The sequence below is a fragment of the Salipiger sp. genome (genome assembly GCF_048261495.1).
Lineage (GTDB): Bacteria > Pseudomonadota > Alphaproteobacteria > Rhodobacterales > Rhodobacteraceae > Salipiger.
The window spans coordinates 1-12,912 of the sequence record NZ_JBLXFX010000023.1; the positions used below are offsets into that span (position 1 = coordinate 1).

Genomic DNA, 12,912 nt, shown 5'->3' on the forward strand with positions numbered 1-12,912 from the left:
TTGGGGTGCCTCTCATTGTTGGGGGGCGTACATTTGGAACTTTGAACTTTTCCTCACCTGAAGCACGTCGCCCCTTTACCGAGATGGATGTTGAGGTGATCAAATTGTTCGCTGCATGGGTTTCTCAGCAGTTAAGCATCGATGAAGCCTTGTCTGAGGCTGGCTTGGCTTAATCGTACTTTGTTTGGTTAAGTTAATTGAGAGGGGGCGTTTAAGCCCCCTCAAAGGCCCTTAAATCGCCTCACCCAGACGGGGTGCCGAGTTTAATCACCGCTGTGAGATTGGTGGTGAATGTTGCACCACTTGTCACCGCCATGCGTTTGAATTGGCGCATATCCATCCCGTCCACTGTGTCAGGGATATTCTCGATATCAGCGATGATCTGTTGCACGGCTGCGACCTGCGGAATGCTGGACACAAAAGGCTCTTCAGATGGTGTTGAGGTTGGTTCGGTCATTTGCCAGTTCTCCTTTGGCTTTGGTTAAATGTTGCGCGCGACCATGACGGTCGTGTCGTGGAAGAACGCCCCGGCATATCCGGCTGCGGGAATTGGGCCGGGGCGCAGCCCGCTGATTGCGATGCGATCCAGCAGAAACGTGGTGCTGTCGGTCTGGCGCAATCGCGGCACCCATGCCGCCCCGGTTCCGGTGTAGAGAAACGAGGTGTAATGCGGGGCGCAGATATAGGCCCCCGGCGCAGGCGAATTGATGGAATAGGTACGGGTCGCGCCATTTTCCAAAACCGCATTCATGTCGCTCTGGGACATGTAAAAATGCCCCGCGAGCGAAATCATCTTGGCGCGGCTGTCAAATGACACATCCCCATTGGGCTTGCGGATCTGCATGCCGTAAGTGCCGCTCAGGCTGGCGGGCAGGGTTGTAGAGGCCATCTTGCAGGACAAAAGGGTGTCAGAGGTTCCGACCGCCCATTGCAGGACGCGCGCGCCGTTATTGGCATAGCGAAACGGGCTGCCCAGCATCCCCCAGATGCCATTGCTCTTGAGCTGAACAAAAGGGAGCGTATTCAAATCCCACATGTCAGCGCCGACCCAATATCGCGAGCGTTTACGCCCGTCGCTCGACCAGCCGGAAACCGCCATGTGCCCACTGCGCGCGACCTGTTCGTAATATGGCGTCGCCGGGCTGGAAACTGTGTTCACCCAGCCTTCAAAGTAAGCATGATCAAACCCGTAAGAATACTGATAGGTCGGGGGCGTGATCGTCTGGAACGTGTCGATCTCGTATAGCACATCCTCATATTCCGTGATGGTCTCACCGAGTTCGTTCTGCAGTTGCGCGCCGTAGGTCATTTTGCCCTCACTTGTAGTGGATGCCGTAGGCCCACCAATCGGAGACAAAGCCCCCATAGGAAGGCGTTGTGCCCAAGACAGACAGCTCTTTGGTGTCATTGTCCCAATGGACCGATGGCATCGAGATTGGGTTGTAGGCATAAAGCGCGCCGCGCGGATAACCCTCGCCCTCGCCAACCCGCCGGGTCACTTGCCCTGTGCCCTCGATGTACGAATTGATGTAGCGAAAGGCCCCCGGCGTCAGGGCCAAGGCCCCGCGCGTGTCGTCAAAGTCGGGAAATGTCGCGATCAGGCCGGTCTGGTCCCATTTGATTTTCTTGCGGAACACCAGCCGGGGCAGGGTTTGCCGCCCTTCCAGAACCAAAGACCCGTCCGCGTTTCGCATCTCGATGCCATAGGCCATCAGTCCAGCCTCCCGATGACGACGCGCGGGACGTTGTTGCCGTCGAAGACCCGAATGCGGTCATCTTCGATCTCAACACGCTCACCGCTGGCGGCGCTCTTAAAATGGCCGATCTCAGCCACCAGAGCTGACAGGCTGGTGACGCCGATGTGCTGGGCCTGAACCGTGCCATCGAGCAGAATGTTGTCAGCCGAAATCCGCGCCGCTGATGTCGCGCCGGTGGGGTCATCGGCTGCGACCAGCTCCAGCGTTGCGCCCCCGGATCCGGCCTGCGCCCGCATGGTAATCGAGGCCGAGGCATTGCCCTCGAGATCGGCCAGAGCGGCTTGAATAATGCCGGTTTCGGCAGCAACCGTCACATCCTCAAGGAACGGGTCGACCACTTCCAGCCATTGCGTCCCGCCGGTCGCGGCCTGAAAGAACACCCGCCCCTGTGCGTAGATATAGTCGGTCTCAGACGCCGGAACTGTGACCTCGGTGGCAAACTCCGAAAACCCGGTTGTTGGCGTGATGCTCTCATAGACCGTTGTCACAAGTGGCCCGGTCTCGCCAAAGAACGCGATCCCGACGCTGAGGTTCATTCCAACCGACGACGTCCTGATTTTACCACTCAGGCGGAGCGTCTTGCCCGCCCATGGACCGGGTGGGGCGTTGAGGCTGGTGCGGCCCAGATAAACGCCCGCATCGGTGGGGTCATTGTCGGTTGACGCCGACCGGACGGATTTGGGGTTAATGGTGCCAACCTGCCCATGCGTGACATAGGACAGATCGCCCCCCAAAGAGCTTACGCAGTCTTCCTCATCAAAGGCAGGATCGGGAATAAGATTTCCGGTCGCGTGAGCCTGCGCCGCATTGCGTGCGCGAACCGCGACGGTTTGAGCCAGGACAGCCGCCGTTTCAGAGTTTTCGGCGGATGTGGCGGAGGATGCCGCCGCCAGTTGCGACACCAGCGCCGCCGATGCGGCTGTTTCGGCACTGACCCGCTCGCTTTGCGCGCTGGTCGCCTCTTGGGCGGCATCGGTTGCACTGGTGGATGCGGCGCTGGCACTGGACGCCGCCGCGCTGGCGCTGGCCCCGGCAGCGATCACCTCAGTCACATCCGTGACCGATATATCCGTGACTTCGATCCAATCGTTGCCCGTTCCGCCGGTGAAATACCACCGCATCCGCATGCGGTCACGGGCCACATTATCCGTGAGCAGCATGTCATGAGAAAACGCCTGAAACTCGGTTGTGATCGGCGGGTAAATATCGGTTTCAAACCCGCGCGTGTCGTCGGCGCTGCGCAGCAGGAGGCCCGAGCGATAGACATTCAAACCGCTGCGGCTGGCCCTGATCTTTGCGACCACCCGCAGCGTGCGCCCGACCCAATCGTCGCGGTCATGATAGTTTTTTGCGTAAGCCCCCGCGTTTGCGCTGCTTCCCTGCGAGATCCGCAGCGCCTTGGGATTGCTCGGCAGGGATTGCCCGTGGGTGACATAAGAGGCTACACCCCCCAGCGAGTTTTCCCACGCTTCATTTACGTCTGAGAACCCAAAAGACGGATCGGTCAGAAGGTTGCCAGATGCCAGAGCCGAGGCCGCCAGCTCAGACCGGGCTGCCACCTCTTGCGACGTGGACGCCGACGCCGCGCTGCCCGCTGCGTTGGCCTCGGAGGTCGCCGCATTGAGTTCTGAGTTGCGGGCGTCGGAGGCGTGGCCTGCGGCTGCGGCCTCATCATCGGCGGCGCTATTGGCGGATGCAGCGGCGCTGATGCTGCTTGTCTCCGCCGCCGACGCACTGGTTCCTGCAGCGGTTTCAGACGCGGCAGCGCTGGATGCACTGTTTGCCGCCGCTGTCGCGGCTTGTTGGGCGTTACCTTCTGCATTGGCTGCGAGGGTGGCGCTACTGGCGGCAGCCGAGGCCGACCCGCTGGCGCTGTTCTGAGCCGCAACAGAGGCATCCCGCGCGCTTTCCGCGCCGCTGCGGGCAGTCTGTGCCGCAAGCCGATCTGCATTGGCAGCGCTGGCATCCTGCGCCGCATCCGTGGCCGAAGACGACGCAGCGGAGGCGGATGAGGCTGCCGCGCTTGCGGAACCCTGTGCATTCGCGGCGGCTTGTTCGGCCAATGACCGGTCAGCATCTGAAGCTGCAGCATGGCTCGCCGCGCTGTCCCGTGCGAGCGCTGCCGCATCTGCGGCTGTTTCGGCATCCTGTGCAGCCTGTTGGGCGGCGTTGTAATCGACAGTGAGCGAAGTGACCGCTGTGTTGAGATTGGCTTGGACGGTATCAATTGCCTCGCCAACCTCATCGGCAAGGTCATCAAGGCCCGGTCGCACATCAGGCGTTGTGACGGGCAGCCACGCCGACCACTCCGTCAACCGCGTTGGCGCAATAGCTTTGCCACGCACCTCATAGTCGCCAGCGGGCTGCACCGGGTGGTGGCGGTAGTTGCCGCCCGCGACATTGGTGGTGCTGATGGTGTCGGCCTCGGCTTCAGGTCGCCCCTGCACGCGGATCTGGAAGGTCAGGCCGGTGCAGGTGTCAGATAGCCGACCGTCCCAGACAATGCGGATTGCGGGCGCATGGGCCTTGCCATCCGCTGCCGTGATGGTCTCACCGGCAACGGCCAAGCCGACAACGCCCGCGTCGGTCACGGGGATCGGGCCGGTCGGGCGCGGTGTCTCCGGCAGCTCCAGCACCGGATCCGGGTCAAAGTCCGCCGGGTCGGTCTCGCGCAGCGAGAGGGAGACGTTCAGCGTCTGCAGGTCATAGGCCGCCTCAGTGATGCGGAAGGTCTTGGCGTCGTAGCCGTAGTCCTGAAGGCTCAAATGCACATTCTGCAGCGGACGCAGGCGGGCGTATTCACCGGGCAAGGGCAGGCGATGGGTCCGAAACCGGCGGTTTTCCCGCAAGAGCGCATCGGTGAGCTGGCGCGCTTGTTCGGCGCTGTAGACCATTGGCAGGTTCAGCTCGAAGAGCTTCTGGCGGCCATCCTCTGCGACCCACTCGTCTTTGACGATGGTTTCCAGCGTGGAGGCTTCCCACAAAGAGGCCGGGCTGGTGTAGGTCGTGGTGACCGCGTTAAAGGTGTTTTCAAGGCCGGGAAAAGGGTCGTGCTGCCACGCCTGCGAGATCAGAACATCATCATCGGAAATCGTAGCCGAGGCGGCGGTGGCGCTGCCGACAATCGGATACCAATAGCCGCCGGTCTCAACGATCTGGGCATTCGCGGCGGAAAACAACTCTTCCAGAAAGTCGGCGGGGGCCTCTTCAAACTTGACTTCAAACCCGGCTTCAAACTGCGTGCGGCCAGTCCCTGCGACCACCTGATCGCAAGTGTCCATAGCCTCGGCCCACTCAGAATAGGGCAGGTCTTCAGCCGGAAACCCACCGCCCCAGAGATCGCCACCCGGTAGGGCAATCCCGCGCAGGACATTGTAGGCAATGACCAGGGGATTGGTGGTTTGATCCCAGCTTGCCGGATCGTTGAACCGGTGGGAGCCGTCGCCGCCCATGGTGCTGTCTTTGCGGATGTCATAGAGCGGCGGGCCGTCCAGCTCAAAGGCGTATCTCGGCACGCCGCTGGGATAAAGATGATCACGCCGGTAGAAATAAAGCACCGCATAACAGGTGCCGGTCAGGATGTGATCTGAGGTCCATGGCCGGTCAGCAGCGCCGCCGCGCCAGCTCACAAGATGATTATGCGCGGTGGTTTGCGTGCCGTCGAAAAAGGCGATGTAGCTGTAAGGAATGCCCTCTTCCGTCTTTGACAGGATCGGGCGCAGACCAAGGCTATCGACCGGGCCAAGGTCGGCATACACCCCGTCGAGAATGAGATTGCGCAGGGTAGCGCCGGGCAGGTCGCCCAGTTCGACAACATGCGCGAGCCATGCATTGTTTTCATGATAGCTGCATTGATAGACCAGATGCCCGCGTGTCGCGAAACGGCCCAGCACGGTGGCCTGCGGCTCGGTCCCGCCGCTGGTCGTGTGGGTGGACTGAATGCCGGGGGTCTTTTGCTTGCGCTTGCGCAGCTTGGCCACCAGCAGCGAAATCCCGGCTTTGACCAGTGAGCGCAACAGGGCCGAGGCCAGCGTTGCCAAAACCGACCCACCCGCAAAGAATGAGCTGACGGCCGCGACGATTGCGCTGATGGGATCGGCTGCCGCAGGGGAGGCCAAAAGCACCAGAAAGAGGATCAGATACAGGCGTTCAAACAGGCGCTTCATGGGCGGAACACCCGCTCGGCTTTACACCGGCTCAGAACGCTCGGCCCGGCCAGCGTGAGGACGTGAACCTGCGGCCCGCCAATGATGCCGAGGATGATCTCAGACCCATCGCTGAGGGCGGCGATATCGCCAAGCGCTGCGTCGGCGGTGTTCACCTCCGGCATGTAGCTGGCAGCGAGCGCGGCAAGGTCGCGGTAGCCTTTGGCGCGCAGGGCCTCCTTGCCTTCTTCCAGTGTGGTGTACTCAATGCCAAGCCGGGCGCGGATGTCGGTTCCGGTCACCAGCTTGTACCAGCCGTGGGCATAGTTGGCGCAATCCACCCGACCGGGGCGAAACCCGCTCCAGCGCAGGCGCACACCGCGCAGGTAGTGCAGCAGCATCTCGGATCTGTCTTGCATCACATCCCCCATGGCACGGTCCATTGGCCGGTGATGTCGATGTATTCGCGGCCCCGATCATTCGGGTTGCGGCGCTTGAGCTCGGCGCTCGAGCGCTTCAGCGGCAGCCCAAAAGTCAGCATGCGGGCATTGGTGACCATCACCAATTCGGTGTAGCTGGCGTCGCCTTGTTTGCGCTCTTCGGGGGCCTGATTGAGAAACCCTTTGAAGCACCGCACGGGGGTGCCAAGCGGTGCGCCGCTGTCGATGTCCAGCGGGCAGGAATGGATCTCCACCCGCGCCAAGCGTGGCTCATAGGTCTGCATCAGGGTTTTCACCTCTTCGGTGAAGGGCGGCAGCTTCACGCGGTAGTTGCGCACCTGAAACCCCGGCTCCACGATGATCGGCGGCACATCGATCACCTGACCCGCGCCGAAATAGGTGCGGATCTCGCCATCGATCAGAAAGTCTTGGTGGTCATCGCCAGACCAGAAGCCGATCACCTCGGGCAGGCCGGTCTCGCGGTTCTTGGCCTCAATCCACAAAAGGACACGCGCGTCGGTGCCGCGCCGCTCTTCCAGTTGGCCCTGTGTGACTGCGTCGTACTGCATGTTTACCTCAGCGTCTGGGTCCACTCGAAGGAGCCGCCCTCACTCAACCGCGCGCGGCTCTGCCCATATTCAGCGTTGGCAATGCGGGCTTTCAGAACCGGGACGCCAAGCGTGACAGGGCGGCCCACCTGCGCGCCGGGCCGGATGAAGGGAATGACCTCGATATCGCTGGCAATGCCGGTAACACCGGCCTCAGCCCCGACCACCACGCGGTGGTAGGCATAGCGGGTGGGGTTGGCGCCATAGGTGAAGCCGAGCAGATCCCCGGCGGCAATCTTGTAGTTCGCAGGCAGGCCCGAGAGGTCCAGCTCGCGGTTATTGGCGGCAAGGCTGGCAATCTGCGGGTTAGAGGTGCCGAGGATTGCGAGCTGCGGGTCAAAGCGGGTTCCATTGAAGCGGGTATCGCGCAGCAACAGGCTCGCGCCGGGTTGCTCCAGCAGGGCGAGCTTGGCCTCAATGGCGGCCCAATAGGTGTGGATCTCTTTGTCCAGAACAATGCGCCCGCGCCACAGCCGCGTGCCCATGCCGTGCGAGATCACCTCACCGCCGCCGGTCTCGGAGCTGGTCTCAGCCCGACCGAGGCGGCAACTGATTTTCTGAATCGGAAGGCCTTCGAAAAAGCTCTCCAAGGGAAGCGGCCAAGAAAGCGCCATCAGCCTACACTCCACGGGTCGTTTAAGTTGCGATTAAAGGCCTCGCCGGAATGCTCGCGGTCGTAATTCTGGTTCACTTCAACTGCGGTCTGGCGGGATTGCTCCTCAACCACGACCCGGAACAGCGGGCTGGGTTCAATGCGGACGCGCGACATGTCCGATGCTTGTGAGGATCCCCCGGCACTCACGGCGGGCAACACCGGCGGCGCGGCGAAGGCCCCGCCATTTGCAAAGGCAGGCAATGCAGCGGGTAAGAGCGACCCGGCGTTGATCGCTTCCAGAAGGTGGCGGTGCTTGCGGGTGGCTTTGGCGTTCACAAAGAACTCGCCGGGGCTAGCTAGGACCAGCTCCTGATCGCTGCGATCACCGCCCCGGCCTGTGATGATGCCGCCATCTGCGCGCTTCAAAAGGCCCCCGATAAAACCGCCGGTCTCATCCGTGCCAAAAGCCCCGGCCAGCGGGCCTTCGCCCAGTAGGCTGGCCTGCAGGATCGCGGAGAGGATGGACGCCTTGACCCGGTCCCATGCATCGGCGGCAGCATCGCCACTGGACACCAGAGCCGCGCTCACGTCCTGCATGGTCTCGCCCAAGTAGCTGCCCAGCTCGCGGGTCTGTTCAATCGCCTTTTGCTCTTCCAGCCGCTTGCTGATGATCTTTTCGAGCGCCTCGCGTTCGGCATCGGTTGCGGATTTCATGGTCTCGCGGAAACGGATCATCTCTTGTTGAACCGGATCGGTCTCGCGCAGGATCTCCAGCCGTTCGCGCTCGCGTTGCATCAAGCGCTCAATGGCCTCGCGTTCGCGGTCGGCGGATGAGGCGGATCTGCCCCCGCCAGACCGGCGGCTTCTGGGGTTGGGCGGCAGCACCACACGCGGCAGGCCTTGGTCTTGGTAGACGTATTCCTTATTGCCCGAGCCGGGGCTTTCACCGCGCGGATCATGAAAATCTGGGTTGGCTTTGGCGGCGGCCATAATCGCCGCCCCTTTTGCTGCCAGCAGTTCATTCTTGAGGCGCTGCGCCTCGCTAGCGGCCAGCGCGATGTTGCCTGCCATATCGACGCCTGCAACGCCGTTGGCGGCATCCCAAGCGGCCATCATCTCCTTTTTGAGTTCTTCTGTGATTGTCAGCTCTTCGACGCGCTGTTCGAACAGCTCGCGCTCGGCCTGAAGGCGCAGCTCTGCCACTTCCACGCTGCCCTCGCCGCTGGTGCGGATGGCCTCGTTAATTTCGGCCTCTAGCTGAAGCTGCTCAATTGTGGACCGCGCAGAAGCGTCCACCTCCAAGCGTGTATCAAGATACTCCTTTGCGTTGGCGGTCAGATCCGACCACAGGTCTTTGCCGGTCTCGCGTAGGTCATCCCATGGTTGGCGAACTGTAGCGCCAAAGGCTTCGAGTTCTTGGATGAGCTGCGCCAGACCGTTATAAAACTCCTCTTGGCGCGCGCTCAGGTTTTCGATCCCGCCGCTGGTCTCTAGCAACACATCTCGGATATCGAGCGCAGCTTTTAGCCGCTCTGCAGGCTCAATCGCGTCACGCATTGCGTCCAAGCTGCTGGCGAATTGTGCGCTCACAGCACGACCCGCCCGATTGGCGGAACCAAAGCCAAGAAAATCGCCAGCATCGAACATCCGCGACATTTCGGTTGCGGAATTGCCAGCGATGACCAGCCCCCTGATGCTCTCTGAAATCCCGTCGATCTCTTCCTGTGCGTCCAGCCTCGCCATCGCGGCTAGGTCTTGAAGCACAGCGCGCAACTCAGGCGAGGCAGACCCGAACCCCTTGATCATGTCAGCGGTGCTTTGAAAGGCCTCTTCTTGACGTTTACCAAAGACCTCGACGGCATCGCTCATCGCCTGCAGGCGGTCTTCAAAGGTTTCGGCCTCTTTGCTGGCGCTGGTGAGCCATTGAACCGCTGCAGCGCTTGCAGCAATCGAGCCGATGGTGATGAGGTTTAGCGGTGAGATCATATTCATCGCCGCTTGCCGGGTCGCGGCCAGCGCTGCCGCAGCACCACGGTTGCCGAACACCTGCGTGATCTGGGTGCCCTGCTGAATTGCAAGCTGCATCGGGTTCTGACCCGCCGCCATCATCACAGTAACATCGTTGAATTGTGAGGTGAGATTGGCGAGACTTCCGGCGGCAAGCTCTTGCGTATCATCGACGTTGCGCAGCCCCGCCACCCAACTGGATGCACCAGAGCGCAAGTTACTGAGGCGGGTACGCATACCGGACACGGTACGGCCCCAACGGGTGGAAGATTGATTGGCCTTATCGGTCGACGATACCACCTTGGCCTGCTCTGCGCGCAGGCGCTGGAGTTCCGACTTAGCGTCGGAGCCATCCATCAAGATCTCGCCTTGCACGACAAACGTCATGATTACCTCTCATTCAGCGCGGTTCGCGCTGCGTCCTCGATGATGCGAAGGCCCACCCAATCGGTGGGCGTGAGGGTCAGGCCCTCAAGCCTGAACGCGGGTTCTGCAGCGGCGTAATCAAGGCCGACCCAGAAGCGGCTGCCATCGGCCTGCGCCAGAACGCGCCACTGTGTCTGAATGGCAAGGAATGCGAGCAGTGCCGGGCGATTGCAGCCCCAGATCGCGGCCTTGTCTTGGTCTTTGGCCGACGCGGCGGTGTTGAGCCTGAGGCCGAACAATGCCGCGTCGTCTTTGGTCTCTTCACTGCGCTTGGCAGGGAAGAGGGAGCCGGTCGCCCAAGCGCGACCGGCCCACCTCAGTTTCCCGAGCGCTGATCCGTGACGCCATCGTAATACGCCGCAATAAGAGCGATCCGCACATAGGGTAGTTTGAGGATCTTTTCGCGGATCTCGTCGCTGTAGGGGATCACCTCGCCTGCGGTATTGGCGAGGTCTTCCATGCCCGCGAGCATCTTGCGCAGCACCTTTTTCACCTCGGCGGCGTTTTGCAGAGGCACACCCTCGATGACCTCATCGTCCACCACGTTAAACGCGGCTTTAAAGGTCTGTTCCTCATGGCCTTCGCCCTTGGGAACCTTGACCTTCACAGTGCGGGTGAAACTCGGGGTTTCTTCTACGTTGAACATGATTGAGCCTCTGGATCAGGTGAGTGTCAGGGTGAATTGGTCGTTGCCCGCTTGCGGCAGCGGGACCAGACGCAGCGGCCATTCCTTGACGTTCTGGGCGGTGGACAGCCCCTGCGGGCGCTGCATCTGCGCGGCGGGCACATCGAGCGTGGCAATCTTGCCCGCGCCGGTGCCATGCGTGAGTTGCAGGGCGGTGGCGCTTTGATCGAGCGCGCGCTGGAACGGGTCGAAGGTTGCAAGCTGAACCGCCTCGACGGTGGTCTCGATGCTCTCCTGCCGGTCGCCAAGTTTGACCTCTTCACGGCCAACCAAGAACCGGCCCTCGATCTGGTTGCCCAGATCCATCTGGAACGAGCGCATCACCAGATCCACCCCGTCGATCTGGAACACGGGCGTATTGCCCATGGTGACCACCTGAGGCACGGTCCACGGGGTCAGATCGGCGGTGGGGTAGGCCGCATCTGTCGGCTTCACAAAGAGGCCTTTGAAGGTGAACCGCAGTTTCGGAACAGCCTGCGCCTGCAGGTCCAAGCGCACATTGCCCCGCGCGCCGAGGATCACGTAGCGGGTGGCGTCGATGTGCAAATGAGCCGTCGCGCTCTCCGGCGCTTGCGTGATCGGATTATAGATCACGGACGTGCCCGCGTTGATGGTCTCCGCCAAACCGCAGGCGCGCAGCAGCGATCCCCATGCGGGGGGCGTGCCAGCCACGCCGGATGGGGCAAGTTCCACATCAAACGTGATTTCGCTCATCAGCTCGGTGGGGATCGTCGCGTCAGCACCAAAATAGGGCCGTTCCAGATCCCGCGAGACGTCCGTGCCCTCCATGGGCTTGAGTTGCACATCCTGCGCGAGAATGGCGTTTGCAGCGCCGCTGGGGGCGGCGTCGGTGCCATAGGTCGCCTCGGTTTTGACCAAGAGAACCTTTTGCTTCCAGTTCAGGGACATTTAGGTCTCCTTCTTTTCCGTGGGCGCTGCAGCGCTGCGCGGGGGCTTTGGCTTGGTGGCCTCGGTTTGCTTCAGATTGCCGCTGGTCTGGACGACATAGCTGCCACCGGACGTCGGGAGCTTGGGCTTTTTGGGCTTGGTCATTGCACCGTGATCCTCAGTTGGTCGTTGATGGAAAATTCAATCATGTAGAAAAGCGCGCCGCCGCTGATCCCGGCGACATTGCCTTGGCGCAGCTCAAAGACGCCAAACGCCGATCCGGGCGACCAACCGGCCAAGGCCTCCATCACCTGCTGGATTGAAGGGCGCAGCTTTTCGAGGGCCTGCGAGCCGGTTTGGTCGTAGGACCGGGCCACCAGCAACACGCCGATGGTCTCGACATAATCCTGCATAAAGATGCCGGTGGCGTCGGGGGCGCGGCGGCCCTGCAAGCCAATCGGCACTACAAAGGCGGTGGAGTTTTGCGGGATGCCGCGATCCTTCAGGAGCTTGGTCAGGTCCACGGATGTCTCGATCCGGTCCGCAAATTCGCTCACACGGGTTTCAAGGCGCTCTTTGACAGCATCCAGCATCAGATCCACCCCCTGAGGCTGTCTTGCGTCAGCGGGCGGTCGCGGTCGGTGGTCATGACGCCCTGACTGCTGTTCGTCTTGGGCGTGACACCGGCCACGTCCAGAAGGATGACCCCCTTCGCGATGTCGCGCAGTTGGGTCATGGCTTCGCGGTATTCGGCCTCGATCTGCTTCGGGGCCTCGTAGAGGTGCATTTTCCAGATGGCGATTGCGCGGCTCAGAGGCGGAACCTGCGCGGGCACCTCAGACAGCGGGAGCTGATAGCGCCCTTTCAGAAAGCCATCGATCACCGCGTCGGCTTCGGCAATGGCTTGATTGACCGTGTCCAGATCCACCAAGCCGGTGGCGGCGTCGCCCCGATCCGTCAGGGCGATCAACATGTTTTCGCCATAGCGATCGATCAGCTCGTCAAGGGATGTGTAGGTCATCTGCCAGCGCTCCGGAGGGGGTGAAACGGCCCGGCGACGCGAGGATCGCCGCCGGGCCAAGGCTCCGTTTGCCGGAGCGAAAGCGGCTCTTGGGGCAGAGCTGGCCGCTTTATTCGTCCACGCCTTCGACGTGATAGGTGGTGATCAGGCGGGGTTCAGCCTTGAGCGCCAGTTGCTCTTCCTCGCTCAATTCATCGAGCGGGATATCGACGGGCGTGGGGCCAAACCGGCGGCCTGCGCGGCGGAACCCCTGTTGCGGTCCCAGAACCCGCAGAAACTTGCGGCCATGAAACTCAGGCGGCGTTGCGTCTGCGGTTGCCGTGGCCTCGCCTGCATCGGT

Annotated in this window: 15 protein-coding genes and 1 pseudogene; 1 reads left to right on the top strand and 15 read right to left on the bottom strand. The window is 61.8% G+C overall.

Features of this window, described 5'->3' with window-relative positions:
- The first annotated feature begins 5 nt into the window (after positions 1-5).
- Entirely contained in the window at positions 6-173 is a 168-nt protein-coding gene (locus tag ACN0RJ_RS22850; protein ID WP_417725809.1) for a GAF domain-containing protein, read from the top strand.
- 68 nt (positions 174-241) lie between these two features.
- On the opposite strand, the gene ACN0RJ_RS22855 is transcribed toward ACN0RJ_RS22850, so the two are convergent.
- The 15 genes and pseudogenes from ACN0RJ_RS22855 to ACN0RJ_RS22925 form a co-directional block, all read right to left on the bottom strand.
- A complete protein-coding gene (locus ACN0RJ_RS22855; protein ID WP_417725800.1) occupies positions 242-457 on the bottom strand; it encodes a hypothetical protein in 216 nt (71 codons plus the stop codon).
- A 24-nt stretch (positions 458-481) separates the two neighbouring features.
- Entirely contained in the window at positions 482-1,309 is an 828-nt protein-coding gene (locus ACN0RJ_RS22860; protein ID WP_417725801.1) for a hypothetical protein, read from the bottom strand.
- A gap of 7 nt (positions 1,310-1,316) precedes the next feature.
- Positions 1,317-1,712 carry a hypothetical protein gene (locus ACN0RJ_RS22865; RefSeq protein ID WP_065329836.1) on the bottom strand — a complete coding sequence of 132 codons (396 nt, stop codon included), beginning with the start codon at positions 1,710-1,712 and terminating at the stop codon, positions 1,317-1,319.
- Positions 1,712-5,923 carry a hypothetical protein gene (locus tag ACN0RJ_RS22870; RefSeq protein WP_417725802.1) on the bottom strand — a complete coding sequence of 1,404 codons (4,212 nt, stop codon included), beginning with the start codon at positions 5,921-5,923 and terminating at the stop codon, positions 1,712-1,714. Before ACN0RJ_RS22870 ends, ACN0RJ_RS22865 begins: the two co-directional genes overlap by 1 nt.
- Positions 5,920-6,303: a DUF6950 family protein gene (locus ACN0RJ_RS22875; protein WP_417725803.1), complete on the bottom strand. Its 384-nt coding sequence runs from the start codon at positions 6,301-6,303 to the stop codon at positions 5,920-5,922. Before ACN0RJ_RS22875 ends, ACN0RJ_RS22870 begins: the two co-directional genes overlap by 4 nt.
- Before the next feature lie 17 nt (positions 6,304-6,320).
- A complete protein-coding gene (locus ACN0RJ_RS22880) occupies positions 6,321-6,911 on the bottom strand; it encodes a hypothetical protein (protein ID WP_417725804.1) in 591 nt (196 codons plus the stop codon).
- Positions 6,912-6,913: 2 nt separating this feature from the next.
- Positions 6,914-7,564 (bottom strand): hypothetical protein, encoded by a 651-nt coding sequence (locus ACN0RJ_RS22885; RefSeq protein WP_417725805.1) that lies wholly within the window; start codon positions 7,562-7,564, stop codon positions 6,914-6,916.
- Positions 7,564-9,939: a phage tail length tape measure family protein gene (locus tag ACN0RJ_RS22890; protein ID WP_417725806.1), complete on the bottom strand. Its 2,376-nt coding sequence runs from the start codon at positions 9,937-9,939 to the stop codon at positions 7,564-7,566. Before ACN0RJ_RS22890 ends, ACN0RJ_RS22885 begins: the two co-directional genes overlap by 1 nt.
- 2 nt (positions 9,940-9,941) lie before the next feature.
- The gene (locus ACN0RJ_RS22895; RefSeq protein ID WP_005651794.1) at positions 9,942-10,217 is read right to left on the bottom strand and encodes a DUF1799 domain-containing protein; all 276 of its coding nucleotides are present in this window, start codon (positions 10,215-10,217) and stop codon (positions 9,942-9,944) included.
- A 77-nt stretch (positions 10,218-10,294) separates the two neighbouring features.
- Positions 10,295-10,624, bottom strand: a complete 330-nt coding sequence (locus ACN0RJ_RS22900; protein ID WP_005651792.1) for a hypothetical protein — start codon at positions 10,622-10,624, stop codon at positions 10,295-10,297.
- A gap of 15 nt (positions 10,625-10,639) precedes the next feature.
- Entirely contained in the window at positions 10,640-11,572 is a 933-nt protein-coding gene (locus tag ACN0RJ_RS22905) for a phage tail tube protein (protein WP_417725807.1), read from the bottom strand.
- Positions 11,573-11,716, bottom strand: coding sequence for a hypothetical protein (locus ACN0RJ_RS22910; RefSeq protein ID WP_009176313.1), 144 nt, complete (start codon positions 11,714-11,716; stop codon positions 11,573-11,575).
- Entirely contained in the window at positions 11,713-12,144 is a 432-nt protein-coding gene (locus ACN0RJ_RS22915; RefSeq protein WP_009177247.1) for a hypothetical protein, read from the bottom strand. Before ACN0RJ_RS22915 ends, ACN0RJ_RS22910 begins: the two co-directional genes overlap by 4 nt.
- Positions 12,144-12,572, bottom strand: a complete 429-nt coding sequence (locus ACN0RJ_RS22920) for a gp436 family protein (protein ID WP_417725808.1) — start codon at positions 12,570-12,572, stop codon at positions 12,144-12,146. Before ACN0RJ_RS22920 ends, ACN0RJ_RS22915 begins: the two co-directional genes overlap by 1 nt.
- A 109-nt stretch (positions 12,573-12,681) precedes the next feature.
- A pseudogene (locus ACN0RJ_RS22925) lies at positions 12,682-12,912 on the bottom strand (hypothetical protein); the annotation flags it as partial.